The 17,818-nt window shown below is 43.1% G+C and carries 23 protein-coding genes; all 23 read left to right on the plus strand.

All coding sequences use genetic code 11. The features are described 5' to 3' along the window. The first annotated feature begins 5 nt into the window (after nt 1-5). Complete coding sequence (gene flgB / locus UQ64_RS08845; RefSeq protein WP_060623054.1) at nt 6-413, plus strand: flagellar basal body rod protein FlgB; 408 nt, start codon at nt 6-8, stop codon at nt 411-413. Between the two features lie 6 nt (nt 414-419). Then, a complete protein-coding gene (gene flgC / locus UQ64_RS08850; RefSeq protein WP_042189452.1) occupies nt 420-869 on the plus strand; it encodes a flagellar basal body rod protein FlgC in 450 nt (149 codons plus the stop codon). Between the two features lie 92 nt (nt 870-961). Beyond that, a complete protein-coding gene (gene fliE, locus UQ64_RS08855) occupies nt 962-1,273 on the plus strand; it encodes a flagellar hook-basal body complex protein FliE (RefSeq protein WP_060623055.1) in 312 nt (103 codons plus the stop codon). 35 nt (nt 1,274-1,308) lie between these two features. Continuing rightward, nucleotides 1,309-2,895 (plus strand): flagellar basal-body MS-ring/collar protein FliF, encoded by a 1,587-nt coding sequence (gene fliF, locus UQ64_RS08860; protein WP_060623056.1) that lies wholly within the window; start codon nt 1,309-1,311, stop codon nt 2,893-2,895. A gap of 4 nt (nt 2,896-2,899) precedes the next feature. Then, nucleotides 2,900-3,916, plus strand: coding sequence for a flagellar motor switch protein FliG (fliG, locus tag UQ64_RS08865; protein WP_042128934.1), 1,017 nt, complete (start codon nt 2,900-2,902; stop codon nt 3,914-3,916). Next, nucleotides 3,909-4,757 carry a FliH/SctL family protein gene (locus UQ64_RS08870; RefSeq protein ID WP_060623057.1) on the plus strand — a complete coding sequence of 283 codons (849 nt, stop codon included), beginning with the start codon at nt 3,909-3,911 and terminating at the stop codon, nt 4,755-4,757. Before fliG ends, UQ64_RS08870 begins: the two co-directional genes overlap by 8 nt. After that, on the plus strand, nt 4,726-6,063 hold the full coding sequence (gene fliI / locus UQ64_RS08875) for a flagellar protein export ATPase FliI (protein ID WP_280818170.1): 1,338 nt from the start codon (nt 4,726-4,728) through the stop codon (nt 6,061-6,063). Before UQ64_RS08870 ends, fliI begins: the two co-directional genes overlap by 32 nt. 9 nt (nt 6,064-6,072) lie before the next feature. Continuing rightward, nucleotides 6,073-6,516 (plus strand): flagellar export protein FliJ, encoded by a 444-nt coding sequence (fliJ, locus tag UQ64_RS08880; RefSeq protein ID WP_060623059.1) that lies wholly within the window; start codon nt 6,073-6,075, stop codon nt 6,514-6,516. A gap of 39 nt (nt 6,517-6,555) precedes the next feature. Beyond that, entirely contained in the window at nt 6,556-7,476 is a 921-nt protein-coding gene (locus UQ64_RS08885; protein WP_060623280.1) for a MotE family protein, read from the plus strand. 25 nt (nt 7,477-7,501) lie between these two features. Further along, on the plus strand, nt 7,502-8,974 hold the full coding sequence (locus UQ64_RS08890) for a flagellar hook-length control protein FliK (protein WP_060623060.1): 1,473 nt from the start codon (nt 7,502-7,504) through the stop codon (nt 8,972-8,974). A gap of 32 nt (nt 8,975-9,006) precedes the next feature. After that, nucleotides 9,007-9,501, plus strand: a complete 495-nt coding sequence (locus tag UQ64_RS08895) for a flagellar hook capping FlgD N-terminal domain-containing protein (protein ID WP_082651032.1) — start codon at nt 9,007-9,009, stop codon at nt 9,499-9,501. Then, entirely contained in the window at nt 9,498-9,881 is a 384-nt protein-coding gene (locus tag UQ64_RS08900; protein WP_060623061.1) for a TIGR02530 family flagellar biosynthesis protein, read from the plus strand. Before UQ64_RS08895 ends, UQ64_RS08900 begins: the two co-directional genes overlap by 4 nt. A 103-nt stretch (nt 9,882-9,984) precedes the next feature. Continuing rightward, a complete protein-coding gene (flgG, locus tag UQ64_RS08905) occupies nt 9,985-10,803 on the plus strand; it encodes a flagellar basal body rod protein FlgG (protein ID WP_060623062.1) in 819 nt (272 codons plus the stop codon). An 89-nt stretch (nt 10,804-10,892) separates the two neighbouring features. Then, nucleotides 10,893-11,117 (plus strand): flagellar FlbD family protein, encoded by a 225-nt coding sequence (locus UQ64_RS08910; protein ID WP_042128923.1) that lies wholly within the window; start codon nt 10,893-10,895, stop codon nt 11,115-11,117. After that, nucleotides 11,114-11,581, plus strand: a complete 468-nt coding sequence (locus UQ64_RS08915; RefSeq protein WP_060623063.1) for a flagellar basal body-associated FliL family protein — start codon at nt 11,114-11,116, stop codon at nt 11,579-11,581. The genes UQ64_RS08910 and UQ64_RS08915 overlap by 4 nt, the downstream gene beginning before the upstream one ends. A 39-nt stretch (nt 11,582-11,620) precedes the next feature. Then, nucleotides 11,621-12,619, plus strand: coding sequence for a flagellar motor switch protein FliM (fliM, locus tag UQ64_RS08920; RefSeq protein ID WP_060623064.1), 999 nt, complete (start codon nt 11,621-11,623; stop codon nt 12,617-12,619). Next, nucleotides 12,609-13,910 carry a flagellar motor switch phosphatase FliY gene (gene fliY, locus UQ64_RS08925; protein ID WP_060623065.1) on the plus strand — a complete coding sequence of 434 codons (1,302 nt, stop codon included), beginning with the start codon at nt 12,609-12,611 and terminating at the stop codon, nt 13,908-13,910. The genes fliM and fliY overlap by 11 nt, the downstream gene beginning before the upstream one ends. 26 nt (nt 13,911-13,936) lie before the next feature. Then, nucleotides 13,937-14,302, plus strand: coding sequence for a response regulator (locus tag UQ64_RS08930; RefSeq protein ID WP_036688523.1), 366 nt, complete (start codon nt 13,937-13,939; stop codon nt 14,300-14,302). A 9-nt stretch (nt 14,303-14,311) separates the two neighbouring features. Beyond that, a complete protein-coding gene (locus tag UQ64_RS08935) occupies nt 14,312-14,839 on the plus strand; it encodes a flagellar biosynthetic protein FliO (RefSeq protein ID WP_042189442.1) in 528 nt (175 codons plus the stop codon). Further along, nucleotides 14,836-15,600 (plus strand): flagellar type III secretion system pore protein FliP, encoded by a 765-nt coding sequence (gene fliP, locus UQ64_RS08940; protein WP_042189441.1) that lies wholly within the window; start codon nt 14,836-14,838, stop codon nt 15,598-15,600. Before UQ64_RS08935 ends, fliP begins: the two co-directional genes overlap by 4 nt. Before the next feature lie 21 nt (nt 15,601-15,621). Beyond that, complete coding sequence (gene fliQ / locus UQ64_RS08945) at nt 15,622-15,891, plus strand: flagellar biosynthesis protein FliQ (RefSeq protein ID WP_036688516.1); 270 nt, start codon at nt 15,622-15,624, stop codon at nt 15,889-15,891. Nucleotides 15,892-15,900: 9 nt separating this feature from the next. Further along, complete coding sequence (gene fliR / locus UQ64_RS08950; RefSeq protein ID WP_060623066.1) at nt 15,901-16,686, plus strand: flagellar biosynthetic protein FliR; 786 nt, start codon at nt 15,901-15,903, stop codon at nt 16,684-16,686. Between the two features lie 22 nt (nt 16,687-16,708). Beyond that, nucleotides 16,709-17,803, plus strand: coding sequence for a flagellar biosynthesis protein FlhB (gene flhB, locus UQ64_RS08955; protein WP_042189439.1), 1,095 nt, complete (start codon nt 16,709-16,711; stop codon nt 17,801-17,803). The last annotated feature ends 15 nt before the right edge of the window (nt 17,804-17,818 follow it).

Consider the following 17,818-nt stretch of genomic DNA (forward strand, 5'->3'; position numbering starts at 1 on the left):
TTATCTTGGGATTGCTGAATAGTGTCAGTTTTCAACGATTACAGGGAGGCATCGATGCTGCCTACAAACGACAAAATGTTCTAGCAAATAACGTGGCTAACGAAGATACGCCAAATTTCAAACGTTCTGATGTTTCATTCGAAAGTTTCCTTCAGCAACAGGAAAGTGGAATAAAACCTACACTTAACGCGAAGGTAACGGACTCCCGACATTATCAATTTGGTATCAATAGCATTGTACCAGCTGCTGTCGTTAGTACGGATGAAACTACTTCTATGAATAATAACGACAACAATGTGGATGTAGAACGAGAAATGGCGTTAAGCGCTGAGAACCAACTCAGGTATAGTTCTTATGTCGAGCAGATCAACAGTCAGATTTCGATGATGCGAGCTGTAATTCAAGGAGGATAAGATTGCATGAATTTTGGGAGTAGTTTTGGGATAAGTGCATCAGCATTAACAGCTCAACGATTGCGGATGGACGTGATTTCCTCCAACGTGGCCAATGCAGAAACTACAAGAGCATCGGTCGTTGATGGCAAAGCCGTTCCTTACCGTCGAAAGCTGGTTGTTATGGAAGCTACCGAAAGTAATAAGTTCTCGAATATACTAAATTCGAAATTGAACGGTAGTAGTAGTGAAGGCGTCAAGGTGCAGTCCATCATAGAAGATACTTCACCGTTAAAGCCAGTATACAACCCAAGCCATCCTGATGCGGATGCCGAAGGTTATGTCTATATGCCAAACGTAGATATTACCAAAGAAATGGTAGATATGTTATCTGCATCACGTTCTTATGAAGCCAATGTAACGATGCTGAATGCATCTAAAGCTATGGTAAGTAAAGCACTCGAAATTGGGCGCTAAACGTAATTAACACAAGTAACGCTTCCAAAGTGAGTTTTGTACGAAGTAAATCTAGGAAGCCTATGCTTACAAAACTTTTAGGAGGGAAACAGTTGATACAGAATATCACTAATGGGGTTCAAGCTGTACAGCAGCTTGCCATGAAACCAACATCTACCGAAGTTTCATCCACTCCTGCTAATTCCATGGAGAGCTTTGGTTCTTATCTTGAGAATGCACTCAATAAAGTTGCAGATCAGGAACAACAAGCAAAGGATATGAGTAATAAATTTGTATTGGGAGAAGTGAATATAGACGAAGTGATGATTTCTTCCCAACAGGCTTTACTGAGTTTGCAGTTGACTACACAAGTCCGGAACAAAGTGATAGAAGCCTATCAAGAAATTATGAGAACTCAAATTTAATTAATTCCTAGCTTAGTTCCGGATGGGGTGACACTGTGAATGAAAGATTTGCCCAATATCGGGAGAAGGTTACCCTGTATTGGAACAGATTTAGTGGTAAACAGAAGATTTTATTCTTTTCAACATTGTTTATCATTCTAATAATAATCGTAGTATTAACTATGCAGCTTTCAAAGACAGAGTATGAAGTAGCGTTTCAAGATTTGGACAGCACAGATTCAGCTGGAGTAATGAACTACTTGGATACAGCAGGTGTTTCATACCGATTAAGCCAAGATGGAAAGAGCATCTCAGTGCCAAGCACAGAAGCGGCTCGAATAAAGGTGGATATCGGTTCTCAGGGGATTGTTCAGGGGGGCTCTATCGGTTATAAAGTCTTTAATGAAAATTCGTCAATGATAGGAACGACAGATAGTGAGTTTAATGTGAAGTATAATAATGCATTAAACGGTGAAGTAGAACAGTTAATGAGACGTATGCAAGGAATTAAGGATGCTAAAGTGCTGATTAATCTGCCTAAAGAAACAGTTTTTGCTTCCCAGGCTGACCAAGAGCAAGCATCTGCATCCGTAGTGCTTTCATTTAATCCGGGTTTCAGACCCAGTCAAGATAATATCGATGGGTACTTCAATCTTTTAAAAACTGCTGTTCCAAATCTACCAATCGATAACATTACGATTGCTAATAATGAAATCGAGTTAATGCCTACAGCCAAAGGTGGACAAGCAGGAGTTTCTAACCAAGTCGAAGAGAACTTCGCTCTTCAGAAGAAATTCGAAGAAGAAGTAAAGAAAGATGTGAAACAATTCCTTAGCACTCTTACGGGTCCAGATAAAGTTGATGTTCTTGTCTTTTCGAAGCTGAACTTTGACAAGGAAAACCGGAAGGAAGATCTCGTAACCCCTGTGGATACAGAGAATATGAAGGGGATTGAGATCAGTTCACAAATTATTAGTAATTCGTATTCGGGTCAAGGTAATACAACTGGCGGAGTGGCAGGCACTGGTTCTCAGGATGTAGCAGGCTATCCTTCACAAGCTGGTACGGATACTTCTACTTCGGAAGAATCTTCTGAAACGAGGAACTATGAAGTAAACCGAATTACAAAGGATGTTATCGCAAGTCCCTTCACTGTTAAAGATTTAACCATAAATGTAGCGGTTGAACCACCTACAGGACAAAATACTTTGGATGATGCTACATCAGCTGCAATTCAAAACATTTTGGTAAATATTGTTCGTGCTTCTCTCGCAGATTCAGGTACTACATATACAGACGCTGATTTAACCAAAAAGGTTTCGGTGTATTCTCAACAATTTGGCGGAACCGCTGCTAATAACGCACAAGGTGGCCTTGCTACATGGATGTTATGGGCTATCGGAGCAGCTGCATTGCTGGTTGGAGCAGGTGGAGGATATCTAATCTATCGGAGTCGTAAGAAGACTGTGGAAGAGGAAGATGAAGACATTCCATTGCAGGTTCCTACCGAATTTCCATCTATTAATTTGGAAAGTGTGACGAATGACAGTCAAGTTCGTAAGCAATTGGAAAGTTTGGCCAAGAAAAAGCCAGACGAATTCGTAAATCTGCTGCGTACATGGCTTGCAGACGAACAGAGGTGAACTAATGGCAAAGGCTAGTCAGCAGGGGCTTAGTGGCCGTCAAAAGGCCGCGATCCTGCTTATCACACTAGGGCCCGAGGTATCGGCGCAAATATTCAAACATTTAAGAGACGAGGAGATTGAACAATTAACTCTTGAAATTGCCAATGTCCGTAAAGTGGACAGCAGTGAAAAAGAGTCGATCATGTCTGAGTTCCACCAGATATGCCTCGCCCAGGAATATATATCACAAGGCGGTATTAATTACGCCAAAGAGATTCTGGAGAAAGCGCTTGGTTCAGCAAAAGCTATGGAGGTCATTAACCGTCTGACCGCGACTTTGCAGGTAAGACCTTTCGATTTTGCACGCAAGGCTGATCCAAACCAGATTTTGAACTTTATCCAGAATGAGAATGTCCAGACTATCGCACTTGTATTGTCTTATCTGCAATTCGAACAAGCCGCAGCTATTCTCTCCTCGTTACCTCAAGAGAAGCAGGCTGAGGTGGCTAGAAGAATTGCTGTAATGGACAGCACCTCTCCAGAGGTCATTACACAAATTGAACGAGTATTGGAGCAGAAGCTTTCTGCTACAGTAACTCAGGATTATACAAATGCTGGCGGTATCGAATCGATCGTACAAATCTTGAATGGTGTTGACCGGGGGACAGAGCGCACAATTCTGGATTCTCTCGAAATTCAAGATCCAGAGCTCGCCGAGGAAATTAAGAAGCGGATGTTCGTATTCGAGGATATTGTCAATGTGGATAATCGTTCGATTCAGCGTATTATTCGTGATATTGATAATGCGGACCTGCAGCTTGCCCTCAAGGTTGCAAGCGAAGAAGTACGAGATGTTATTTTCCGGAATATGTCCAAACGTATGGCAGAGACATTCCGAGAAGAAATGGAATACATGGGTCCTGTGCGGTTGCGTGATGTAGAAGAAGCACAAACGCGTATTGTAGGTACGATTCGCAGACTCGAAGAGTCTGGAGAAATTATCATCGCTCGTGGCGGAGGAGATGACATCATTGTCTAAGCTGATTAAGCACTCTCAGTATGTTCCAGTTGATGTACTGAAAAGATTGGAACAGGCCCGGCACTATGCGGGCCTAACTGAGGAGCCCGTTCCAGAGGAGACTGTAAGTGAGACTCACTATCATGATCCCGCAAGAGAAGAGGCAGAGGTGGCACGTAAGCAAATGCTTAAAGATGCCCAAGAATTTGCTGAAGAGCAGGTTCGGAATGCCTCTCTAGAAGCGGAACAGATTGTTGAATCCTCAAAAGCGGAGGCCGAAGAGTGGTGGAAAGAGCGCCGTGAGCAGGATGAACATCTGGTCGAGGCCATCAAAGCCGAGGCTTATCAGCAAGGGTATCAGGAAGGTGTTTCTCAAGCTGAACAAGAGATGAAGCTCAAGATTGCAGCGATGATGGATGAAGCACGTGCTGTTTTAACTGAGGCATATAAGGCTAGAGATGTCATTATTCAGGAAGCTGAACCTTTCTTAGTAGAGTTAAGCTGTGATATTGCGGAGAAAATTGTGGACAGACAGTTAACAGTAGAGCCGCAGTTTGCAATGGATTTGATTCGGAAGAATCTAGCTCGTAAACGTGAACAGGGGCTGATCTCATTGTGTGTATCACCTGCACAGTTCGCTTTCGTAAACGCAGCAAGGGAAGAATTGTCATTAGCGGTTGACTCGCAGGCTGAACTACAAATCTTGCCTGACTCGACTGTAAAAGATCAAGGTTGTGTAATCCGCTCCTCCTTTGGCAGCATAGATGCCCGAATTGATACTCAGCTTTCAGAAATCAAGAAAGAGCTGGTTAGAATCGCGCTGGACACCGATGAGCAGAGAAATGGGGAAGAAGATGCTTGATAGTAACCGTTATAAGGAGCAACTTCGTAATCTCGATCCGGTAAGGATCAATGGGAAAGTGACGCAGGTTATCGGTCTTATGGTTGAATCGGAAGGACCTGATGCTAGCATTGGAGATGTGTGCTACATCTATCCTTCTAAAGGAAATAAGCCGCTGCAAGCTGAGGTCGTTGGTTTCCGTGACAACAAGGTGCTATTAATGCCACTTGGAGAACTGCAAGCTATTGGACCTGGCTGTGATGTAGTGGGTACAGGTAAACCGCTTAGTGTACAGGTAGGTTCAGAATTGTTGGGTAAGGTACTGGATGGTCTAGGACAACCGTTAGATGGTTCTCTTATTCCAGCTCGAATGCCACATAGTTCGACCTTTAACATTCCGTCAAACCCACTTAATAGACCACGAGTGCAAGAACCAATTAGCATTGGAGTAAGAGCGATAGATGGCTTGCTAACAATTGGTAAAGGTCAACGGGTAGGAATTTTCGCTGGTTCAGGGGTCGGCAAGAGTACGCTCATGGGAATGATTGCTCGTAATACGTCGGCTGATGTTAATGTTATTGCTCTGATTGGGGAGCGTGGCAGGGAAGTACTGGATTTTATCGAACGTGATTTGGGACCTGAGGGTTTGCAGAGGTCAGTCGTTATAGTTGCTACTTCAGATCAGCCTGCATTAATTCGAATTAAGGGAGCACTTATTGCTACAACAATTGCTGAGTATTTTCGTGATCGTGGACTTAATGTGATGCTCATGATGGACTCGGTCACTCGTTATGCTATGGCTCAACGTGAAGTTGGACTTGCAGTCGGGGAACCACCAGCTATGAGGGGATACACGCCATCGGTGTTTGCTAGCTTACCCAAACTACTAGAACGCGCCGGTACTGGCCCTACGGGCTCTATAACAGCCTTTTACACTGTGCTGGTTGATGGTGATGACATGAATGAGCCGATCGCTGATGCAGTTAGAGGAATACTCGATGGACATATCGTCCTTAATCGAAGTATTGCGAACAAAGGACATTTTCCAGCAATAGATGTGCTTTCCAGCATTAGTCGTGTAATGAAGGATATTGCGCCAGAAGAACAAATCGCAGCAGCAGAAAATGTGAAGCGACTAATGGCCGTGTACAAGGATTCAGAAGATTTAATTAATATCGGAGCATATCAGAGAGGCTCCAATGCTCAAATCGATGAGTCGATGGAGTATATAGACAGTATATGGGAATTCACCAAACAAAAGGTGAATGAAAAAGTTACGCTGGCTGAAGTTCAACAGTCTTTAATTTCACACTTCTCGAGGAGTTGATTCAGTATCATGAGATTTCATTATACTTTTCAAAAAGTCGTTGACTTGAAGGGCAATGAGAAGACACAGGCAGAATGGATGCTCTCAAGCGCGCTTGGAGAATTGCAGGCACAAGAAAGAAGCCTGGATGAACTCACCTTTCAGCGGAGCGCTATTATGTTATCTTTACAAAATGCCGCAGAACAAAAGGCACCTATGGCGAAGATTCGTGAAATGCAAGAATATGTAGAATACCTGGATATATGCATTGCTCGTAAGCATAAGGACATTAGAAGTGCACATCAGGAAGTCTTGAAGAAGCAAGATCAGTTAAGTACAAAGGTATTAGACGAAAAAGTATGGTTGAAGGCAAAAGATAAGGCTGAGACACAGTTTCAGCAAAGTATGATTTTACGGGAACAAAACGAACTGGATGAGATGGCAACCGTCCGCTTCGCGATGAAATCCCTCTAACCCGGGAGGTTTCCGCTAGTGGCTAAAATTGATAATGACATGGAACTTGAAAATGAAGGGTCAGCGGGGAAATTTGAGCGGTTCTTATTTCTAATGATACCGATTATCTTCACGCTAGTACTGCTTGGAGTACTGTTGACGCTTTTTAATATGGACATTCGTAATAACGTGCTTGAAGTTGCGAATAAAATTCCGATTCTGGAAAAATGGGTTCCTGATCCGCCAACAGATCCATCTAAACCGAAGGAAGAAAGCAAAAAGCAGGAAGTGAGCTCAAACACAACGATTAAGGAGCTTAAAGCTCAGCTTGCCCAGCAGGCAGTGGAGTTGAAGAAGGTCACAGATGAAAAAACAGCCCAGGATACCAAGGTTCAGGCGCTAGAGTCGCAAATTGAGGGAATGAAGACGGAAGCTGCTGCAGCTGCTGAAGTAAGCACGGGGGAAACAGAAGACCCTTATCAGAAGCAGGTTACTGATCTGGCGAAGCTGTACGCGGGCATGAAAGCTTCCAAAGCTGCACCGATTATGGAGAATTTGACTACAGAAGAGATGGTGCAGATATTCAGCGCAATGAATAAAGCGAGTAAAACTGCGATTCTGGAAAAAATGGATCCTCAAAAAGCGGCAGATGTCACGATTAAGTTGAAAGAAACTACCTCTTCGAGTGATATGGCTATTGCTGCTCTTCAATCTAGATTGAAAAAAGAAGCTGGCACTACTCAAACGACGAAAACTAGTACAAATCTGGATAAGGAAAAGTTGAACCAAACCTTTAGTTCAATGACGCCTGCCAATGCAGCTTCTCTACTAGGAGAAATGTACAAGATTAGTCCTGATAAAGTAGTAACGATTATGAATACCGTAAGTGATAGTGTTCGTTCTTCGATTTTGGGGGAAATGACTAAAAATGATAGTGCGCAAACTGCGAAGATTGTTAATCGTTTGATGGGTGCTAAATAAATATTGAAAGGAGGTGAAAAATAATATGAGTTTAGTTGTTCAATCACTTGTGAGCGCAAATACAACAGCTGCAAGTGGTAGCTCATCTACTTCTACTGGTACAACAGCTGCTGTACCTTTCGCTCAGACATTAGTGCAAACTATGGGAGGAAACACAGCTAACACCACATCGGTACCTACTGATCCGCTTCTGGGAAATCTAGCCTCTTTATTGCAAGGTCTTTTAAATGAAGTGCAGACGACTGGAGAAGATCAAGGGGGACAAGATACGCAGAATTCTGATCTTATCGAGAAGTTAACTGCTGATGTTGAAAATCTGGATGAAAGTATCAATAGCGATCCTGCTATTCTGGTAGCTTTACAAGCTTGGCTTCTTCAGGTATCAGCGCTTCTATCAGGAGGTCAAGCAACTGAGGGTGATGTTACATCTGGAACGGAGTCGGCAGGAAGCTTATCACCGTTAGCTCAGAATGCGGATACGCTGCGATTTGCTGTTCAAGATGATTTGCACAGTTTAGTTACTATGATTCAGGAAGCTGCTGTCAGTGGGAACGAAGAAGCTGCTAGTAAAGGAATAAGCCTGTTAAATAATTTCACAGCAATACTAGAACAGTCCTCCGCTAACAATAGTAAGGGGAAGAACTCCAGATTAAATGAAAATTCTGGTGTATCTGTACAACAACCTATAGTGACTGAAAGTAAAGGTAATACGACGGACAAGACAATTCAAAACCTTAGTAATCGTGCTGGAGAAGCTGCTGCAATTAAGAATGAAGCAGTCCTAACTTCGCCTGTGACCTCAGGGGCTGTTCAAGACTCAGAAGCAGAGCCTACGAACGCTCCGTTGATTAAGGCCAGCGCAACTGGAGAACTGAAGCAGGCAGAATCAGCCCAAGACTCCACATCAGGGACTGCAACCATCGAAGGAGATCATGAGGTTGTAACTGCTGGTCAACTAGCTCTTCGGGGAGGAATTACAGCTCCGTTGAAAGCAGATGTTCCAGTAGCTCCAGTACCCGTTCATCAGTTTGCACAGGAAATGACCGGTTTTATTACTGGTAAATTGGAGATTGTGCAAAAAGGCGGATTAGCTGAGGCTACGATATCACTCTTTCCAGAAAATCTCGGACAAGTAGATGTCAAGATTACTATGCAAAACGGCCATTTGGTTGCACAGTTTATGACTGAACATTCTGGAGCTAAGGATATGTTGGAACAGCAGATGAACCAACTTCGAGCGGCATTGCAGTCGCAAGGCCTCCAGGTAGAAAAATTGGAAGTCACACAAAATAACACCCCACTCAATTCACAATGGGGTCAAGAAGGACGCCAACCTGGTTCTGGAAGTGGTCAGCAGGGAAGACGCTCCAAAGAAAGTCGTGAGGAAGCTAATGATGCCATTCTTGCCGCAGAGCTAAATGGTGAATGGAAAGATTGGGTTTCAAACGCAGGGCAAGAAGATGAGAATCAAGGGAACTCCTTCTCTGCCAAAGCTTAAACTTATCACAAGTGAAAGAGAGGTGAACGGTTATGACAACAACAACTCCTCCTGTTTCTACCAAAGACCAGTGGAATTATACAACTCCTGAATCTACTAAAACAACAGGAAATTCTGTCTTGGGTAAGGATCAGTTTTTGAAGATATTGATCACCCAGCTGCAGAATCAAGATCCGATGCAACCGATGCAAGATAAAGAATTTATTGCTCAAATGGCACAGTTTACATCTGTTGAGCAGCTGATGAATATCTCTACACAGCTTACATCCATGAATCAGTCTCTTGGCTCAGTATCCGGCTTGATTGGTAAAGATATCACATGGACGGATACCGCCACAAATCTACCTAAGACAGGGAATGTTGAATCAATCGTTGTCAGCAAGGGGATACAATATGCGGTTGTGGGGAAAGACAGAATTGCTTTAACCGATATTACACAAATTCAGAATCCCGCAACAACTGAGAATGGTTCTGGTACAGATAGTAATACTCCGGAGAATGGCGGAGGAAGCGGGGAGACAGTATGAGTGACAGGCTAACTATTGGCCAATTGTATCCTGCGTCCCTGCATTCCTCAACGTTACAGCGATCTTCGATTCCGAAGCAGTCTGTACCTGGAGAAGCAACCTTTGAGAGCGTACTGCAACAGAAGCTCCTAAAATTCAGCAATCATGCCGCTAAGCGTCTTGAACAAAGAGGAATAGAGCTTGGAAGCAGACAACTGGATGAGATTTCTTCTGCTGTGGATAAAGCTGCTGCCAAAGGAAGTAAAGAATCCTTGATATTAATGAAGGATTTGGCGTTTATCGTTAGTGTCCCCAATCGTACGGTTGTAACCGCTATGGATGGAAATTCGATTAAAGATAATGTGTTTACGCAAATTGATAGTGCAATTGTGATTTCATAACCGGCTGGTCCTAACGGAAAGCCGAGGCGGCCGCTGACCGACTGACGCGGTCCCATTCACTTAGTAAGTTATTAGGACTCTATAATCTGGGAGGACAACACAAATGTTAAGATCAATGTATTCAGGGGTTTCGGGGATGAGAGGCTTTCAGACTAAGCTCGATGTAATTGGTAATAACATTGCCAATGTTAATACAATTGGCTTTAAATCTGGACGCGTTATGTTTAAGGACATTATGAGTCAAACCGTTTCTGGTGTAACAGCTCCAAGTGATGATGGCGCAGGTGGTGTGAACGCTAAACAAATCGGACTGGGCGTAAGTATAGCTTCTATTGATACGCTCCATTTGGCCGGTAGTGCTCAGACTACTAATAACCCGACAGATTTGCGTATTGACGGAGATGGATTTTTCCTAGTAAAACTTTCAGAAGAACAAGAAACACCTTTCTTGACTCGTGCAGGAGATTTTCATGTAGATGCTGCACGTAATCTTGTTACTTCTGACGGACTTCATGTGCTTGATGCCGGTGGTACTGCCATTCAACTAGGTGATGATGTAACAGCATTCTCCATTTCCAACGATGGAACGATTGTTCAGACCATGTCAGATGGAACGACTGAAGGCGGAGTGAAGATTGGTGTAGCCAAGGTCACTAACCCAGCTGGTCTTGAGAAAATCGGAGGCAATCTGTATCGTATGTCACTTAATGCGAATGCAGAAGGCGAGCTTGTTCCTACGGAAGCGAATGATACTGAAACTGGAACAGGCGCTATCATTTCAGGTCAACTTGAAATGTCCAATGTGGATCTTACGAATGAATTTACAGAAATGATCGTATCGCAACGTGGATTCCAGGCGAACTCCCGTATCATTACGACTTCTGATGAAGTGCTGCAGGAAGTAGTTAACCTGAAGCGTTAATTTTATCAGTAATTTAATTTCTTTTTTAAAGGTTAACGTGGAGTCGTGGGGGAGATACCCCTCCCCCTATTTTTGTTAGGAGGCCTGTTATGATATCGGTAACGAGATTAAATGGAACACCGATGTGGATCAATGCCCTACTGGTAGAAATGGTAGAAGAAAGCCCGGATACATATATTACGCTAGTAACCGGAAAAAGACTGATCGTGCTTGAAAAAGCTGATGAAGTTATTACGAAGATCCGGGATTATAACAGGGACATAGGCACATATGCTGCCACCATTAAAGTCCAGTCAATGGAGGAGCTAACATGAAGAAGATGCTGCCATGGTTACTTACGATTTTACTTGCGATTACACTTATCGTGATAGCCGCATTTCTATTAATGGACAAGATCTTTCCGAAAGATACGAATGATGTAAATGCTGCGGTTCAAAGTGTGGAAACCAAGTATTTAACTGCAGATGAAATCGTCGAGTTAACGGCAGAGATCACAGAGATCAAAACAAATCTTGCTGATCCCGATTATATCGTTCAAATAGATTTCGCCTTCCAACTGAATTCTGCGAAATCAAAGGAAGCATTCGAAAAAATAAAAGAGATCAAAATCAAACCGATTATTATCAAAACGCTTGCAGATACCAAACCTGAGGAGCTTAACGGAGCAAATGGCAAAGATCAGCTTAGCAGCAAGCTTGTTAATTTGATCAATAAGACATTGACCGAAGGCAAAATCACTCAGATCGAAGTCACCAAATACCTTTTGGCTTCTATGTAGCTTCAGGCCTGATAATTCTTTGATGGGGGGGTGATTGAATTGGTTGATGTACTATCACAAAACGAAATAGATGCTCTACTTGCTGCACTTTCTTCAGGTGAGATGGATGCCGATGAACTTAAAAAGGAAGAAACTCAGAAGAAGATCCGATCTTATGACTTTAAACGGGCCGTTCGCTTTTCAAAAGATCATATCCGTAGTCTTACAAGGATACATGACAATTTCGCCCGCTATCTTACAACGTACTTTTCAGCCCAATTACGCACCTTCGTGCAGATTAATGTCGTTCAAGTAGAGCAGCTCCCTTATGATGAATTCATCCGTTCCATTCCAAAAATGACAATACTGAACATTTTTGAAGCTGAACCTTTAGAAGGTCGAATGGTAATGGAAGTTCATCCAAACATCGCTTTCGCTATGCTGGACAGATTGCTGGGAGGTTTTGGAACAGCACCTTCTAAAATTAATGCTTTAACTGAGATTGAAACAACGATCATGGAGCGTATCTTCAGCAGATGTTTTGAGAGCTTGCAGGAAGCTTGGAAGACTGTGCTGGATATCAATCCACGCATGGAAGCGCTCGAAACGAATCCGCAATTCATGCAAATTGTATCGCCCAATGAGACTATTGCGTTAATTTCGCTAAGCACCAAAATTGGAGATACGACAGGTATGATCAATCTTTGCATACCGCACGTCGTCCTGGAACCAATAATGTCTAGACTATCTGTTCACCAATGGTTTGTAACAGAGAAGAAGACGCGGGATGCAGATGAACTTGAAGCCATTAAGGCTAGAGTTCATAAGGCGAAACTGCCGATTGTCGCTGAACTTGGAGAATCGAGCTTATCTATATCTGAGTTTCTTGGGCTTAGCGTCGGTGACGTGATCTCTCTTAACAGGAATGTAGATTCCGGACTCTCGATTAAGGTAGGGGAGAAACTTAAGTTCATCGGAAGTCCTGGAATGGTGAAAGACCGGGTAGCCGTGCAAATAGACGAGATTGTCAGTGAAGGAGTTGAAGAATTTGACGAGTAAAGATTATTTATCCCAAGAAGAAATCGACGCCCTTCTGAGACAATCTGCGGAAGGCTCATTGGCTCCTTCAGAGAAAACGGTAAATGACTATTTAACACCGTTTGAACAGGATGCTTTGGGTGAAATCGGTAATATAACGTTTGGTAGTGCAGCGACAGCTCTTTCCACTTTACTAGGGAAAAAGGTTGACATTACAACCCCTCAAGTTTCGATCATTACACGCGGGGAGTTTGAAGTGGCTTTTCCTAAACCGCATGTAGCTGTACACGTGGAATATGTAGATGGATTTCAAGGTATTAATTCACTTGTTATTAAGATTAGGGATGCACAGGTTATCGCCGATTTAATGCTTGGTGGGGAAGGCGAACCTAAGGATCAAGAATTGAATGAAATTCACATTAGTGCTGTGCAGGAAGCTATGAACCAAATGATGGGTTCTTCTGCCACATCAATGTCTACTATCTTCAATCGCTTTGTTAATATTTCACCTCCGGGTATCGACATTCTGAATATGTCCAGCGGTGAAGGCGTAGGCAGCTTGCCAAATGACGAAACCTTAATTCGAATTTCGTTCCGACTTAAGATAGGAGATTTAATAGACTCTACTATTATGCAGCTCTTGCCCGTCCAGTTCGCTAAGGATATGGTAACGATGCTTCTGGGTGATGTAAGCCCTGCAGCGCAGGAGGCTGCAGTTACGTCAACAGAGACTCCTGCTAAGCCAGCTCAAGAGACACCTCCTGTAGCTCCTCCAGTGCAACAGGCGCCTTCACAGCCCGCAGGAGAAACACCTCCGGCATACCCGCCGCAGGGGATACCTGGTTATCCAGGGATGCCAGAAGGCGGATATTATTATCCTCCAGCAGGAATGCCGGCGTATGGCATGCCAGGGATGCCACCCTACGGAATGCCGCCTCAAGGCATGCCTTATGGGCAGACACCACCGCTTAGTCCTGAAGCGAATCGCAATGTAAATGTACAGCCTGTACAATTTGCTAACCTTAACGGTGGAGCTTTTGGTCATATTGATGAAAACAATTTAAATTTATTGATGGACATACCGCTTAGAGTAACCGTAGAATTAGGAAGGACCCAGAAGCAGATTAAAGATATTTTGGAAATGTCTCAAGGCTCGATCATTGAGCTGGACAAGCTCGCCGGTGAGCCTGTAGATATTTTGGTTAACAACAAGCTTATTGCCAAAGGTGAAGTCGTAGTTATCGACGAAAACTTCGGCGTACGCGTTACGGATATCGTCAGCCAGTGGGACCGAATTCAGAAATTACAATAAGCATACTTAGGGAGGATTTTGTAAAAATGGCTAACCGAATTCTAATCGTGGACGATGCAGCATTTATGAGAATGATGATCCGTGACATTTTGTCGAAAAACGGATTTGAAGTAGTGGGCGAAGCTCAGGACGGTTCTCAAGCTATAGAGAAATTTAAAGAACTGCGTCCGGACCTCATCACGATGGATATAACTATGCCTGAGATGGACGGAATCGCCGCCCTGAAAGAAATCAAGAAAGTAGATCCGGCTGCTAAGGTCATCATGTGTTCAGCCATGGGCCAGCAGGCTATGGTTATCGATGCTATTCAAGCGGGAGCAAAAGACTTTATTGTGAAGCCTTTCCAAGCTGACCGAGTTATCGAAGCTATCAACAAAACGTTGGGTGTGTAGGAAAAAGACATGCCCCTCAATTCAGAACCGCTCGGGAGCAATAACACCCTGCTGAATTTGCTTAACGTTATTATTGTCCTTGCGGTAATCATTGTACTTATTGTGCTGCTGATCCGTTTTCTTGGACGTCGTAATCAGACCTTTATGAGCGGGCGCTCCATTCGAACGCTTGGTGCTGTAGGGCTGGGACCTAACAAGTCGATGCAGGTTATTGAACTGGGAAGCAGCCTTTACTTAATCGGGATTGGTGAGAACATATCCATCTTGGATAAAGTCACTGATCCGGATGAGGTGGCTTTGATCATTGCAGCATTTGAGGATCAGTCCTCCAACCAGAATAATTTTCTCGCGCCGCTTATTGCCAAGGTTAAGGTTAAGCTGCGTGGGGAGGTTCCATCAGAAGAAATCGAGCTTAGTGAAACATCATCTTTTTACGAGACACTGCAATCCAAGCTTCGTTCTGCACCAGAGCGAAAAGAGAAAATGGAAGAGCTGTTACGGGATGATGTTACTAAGGATGAGTCGAGGAATTTATGAAAAAGAAGCTAATTCTTGCTATTCTGCTGTTCGGGTTCATTAGTATAGTTATGATGCGGCCGATACATGCTGATCCTATACCTAATGTTAATATTCAGGTCGGTAATGAAGATGGTTCAAGCGGTGGTACCAGTTCCATATCAATTCTTCTTCTCGTTACGGTTCTGAGTATTGCTCCGGCGTTTCTAGTTCTTATGACCAGTTTTACTAGAATTGTAATCGTGCTCGGTTTTGTTAGAACCTCACTTGGTACTCAGGCCATGCCTCCGAATCAGGTGCTGGTAGGGCTTGCTCTGTTTCTGACCCTGTTCATTATGTCGCCAACTTTGGCGCAAGTGAATGAAACGGCATTACAGCCGTATATGAAGGGGACGATTACCCAGACTGAGGCTTTTGATAAAGCTGCTGATCCGATGAAAGAGTTTATGTTTAAACAGACCAATTCCAAAGACCTTTTGTTATTTATGAAATATACCGGTTATACGGGATCGGCTAAACCGGCTACATACAGTGATATTCCACTGACGGTGATGGTGCCAGCTTTCGCAATTGGAGAATTGAAAAAAGCTTTTACAATGGGCTTCTTAATTTTCATTCCATTTCTGATTATTGATATTGTTGTGGCGAGTACGCTGATGGCCATGGGGATGATGATGCTTCCCCCGGTCATGATTTCATTACCTTTTAAAATTATGCTCTTTGTACTGGTAGACGGCTGGTACTTAGTCATTAAATCACTACTTCTTAGTTTTAACACCTGACCTTAAGAGGAGGCATGAGGATTGAGTACGGAGTTTATAATCGGGCTAGCAAGCCAAGCCGTATATTTAGTGCTGGAAGTCAGCGCTCCCATGCTGATTCTTGGTCTGGTGGTAGGGCTAATAATCAGTATTTTTCAAGCTACGACACAGATTCAGGAACAGACGCTAGCGTTTGTTCCAAAAATCGTCGCAGTACTTCTGGCTTTATTGCTATTTGGTCCGTGGATCATCACGAAGCTAATTGACTTTACTAGCCAAATTCTAGGCAATCTCTATATGTATATTGGTTAAGCAATGAACATGGATACCTTATTGCAAAGTTTACCCGTCTTTTTGCTTATTTTTTGTCGAATTACAGCCTTTTTTGTTGTCGTTCCTGTATTTTCTTCTCAAGGGGTACCGACAACTTTTAAGATAGGCATATCTTTTTTTGTAGCATTGGTAGTCTTTAGTGCTAATGGAACAGGGCTTACGATCCCGCAGGATTTTAGTTATATTTTGCTGATTATGAGAGAGGTATTAATAGGTTTATTACTAGGTTTCATTGGATATTTGATGTTTATGGCGATTCAGACAGCAGGTTCTTTCATTGATATTCAGATTGGCTTCGGTATTGCCAACGTCATTGATCCTATGACTGGAACGTCAGCACCTATTCTCGGTAATTTCAAATATATGATAGCCCTGCTAATGTTTCTGAGTATGAATGGACATCACCATTTGTTAGATGCCATTGTGTACAGCTATAAATGGATTCCTATGAATAATGATTTATTTCTACGTATGGTAGATGGTAGCTTGTCAGAGTTTCTGATCCGAACATTTGCGCAGTCGTTTGTATTAGCTTTTCAAATGTCGGCTCCATTAGTAACTGCACTGTTTCTGACCGATGTTGGTCTTGCCTTTTTGGCGAGAACGGCTCCACAATATAATGTATTCGTTATAGGGGTTCCGCTAAAAATCATCATAGGTATTGCACTTCTTCTAGTGCTGATGCCAGGTCTGGCTGTGCTGTTCCAGAATCTCTTCGAAATCATGTTCGAATCCATGGAGAATTTACTGGGTCTCATGGGGAAGAAGCCGTAGGTGACCGTAAGGGGAGAGTATTATGCCTAAGACGAAGCGTTATAGACTAGATCTTCAACTCTTCGCCGGTGAAAAGACGGAAAAAGCAACCCCGAAGAAACGGCAGGATGCTCGTAAAAAAGGTCAAGTAGCCAAAAGTGCTGAGCTGTCTGGTGCGGTTGTATTGCTAGCTGCGGTAGTTAGCTTGATGATGTTTGGTGGTTTTATGAAAGAGCGGTTTATGAAGCTATACACGGACGTATTTCAGAATCGAATGATGCTGGACGTTACGCCTGAGAATATTACGTTGCTATTTAATCAGTATGGACTGCAAATATTGATTTTGCTAGCTCCATTACTTGGAATTACGTTTGTTATGGCACTTGTATCCAACTTGGCGCAGGTGGGCTTTATGGCTACGGGAGAGGGGATTACTCCTAAATTCAGTAAGATTAATCCGATAAAAGGATTCAAAAATATTTTCTCTATGCGTTCGTTTGTAGAATTCCTGAAATCAATATTTAAGCTTCTAATTATTTCTTATCTGGTATATAGCACATTATGGGGAGAAAAGAAGAACTTTGCATCCCTGTCGCATATCAGTGCGGAGGGGATTTTTAAGTTTGCGGCCAAGCTGACGATGAGTCTTGGTTTGAAAATCGGGGTTGCCCTGTTAATCATGGCTTTTCTAGATTTTATGTATCAGAAATACGAACACGAAAAAAGTCTGAAAATGTCTAAGCAGGATATCAAGGACGAATACAAAAAAATGGAGGGTGACCCTCTAATTAAAGGTAAGATCAGGGAACGCCAACGCAGAATGGCCATGCAGCGTATGATGCAGGAAGTTCCTAACGCGGATGTAATTATTACAAATCCAACGCACTTTGCTGTTGCGCTAAAATATGATGGTTCCAAAATGGAGGCGCCTCAGATCATTGCAAAAGGGCAGGATTATGTAGCACTTCGTATACGGGAGCTGGCTAAAGAACATGGCGTCGTGACTATGGAAAACAAACCGCTGGCACGGGCATTATTCCAAAGAGCAGAAATTGGAGATGTCGTTCCAAATGATCTGTTTCAGGCTGTAGCTGAAGTGCTGGCATATGTATATAAGCTTAAGGGTAAGAGGAAATAAGGCGGGGGGGTTAGG

Origin of the sequence: Paenibacillus etheri (assembly GCF_001012825.1) — a bacterium.
Lineage (GTDB): Bacteria > Bacillota > Bacilli > Paenibacillales > Paenibacillaceae > Paenibacillus_AQ > Paenibacillus_AQ etheri.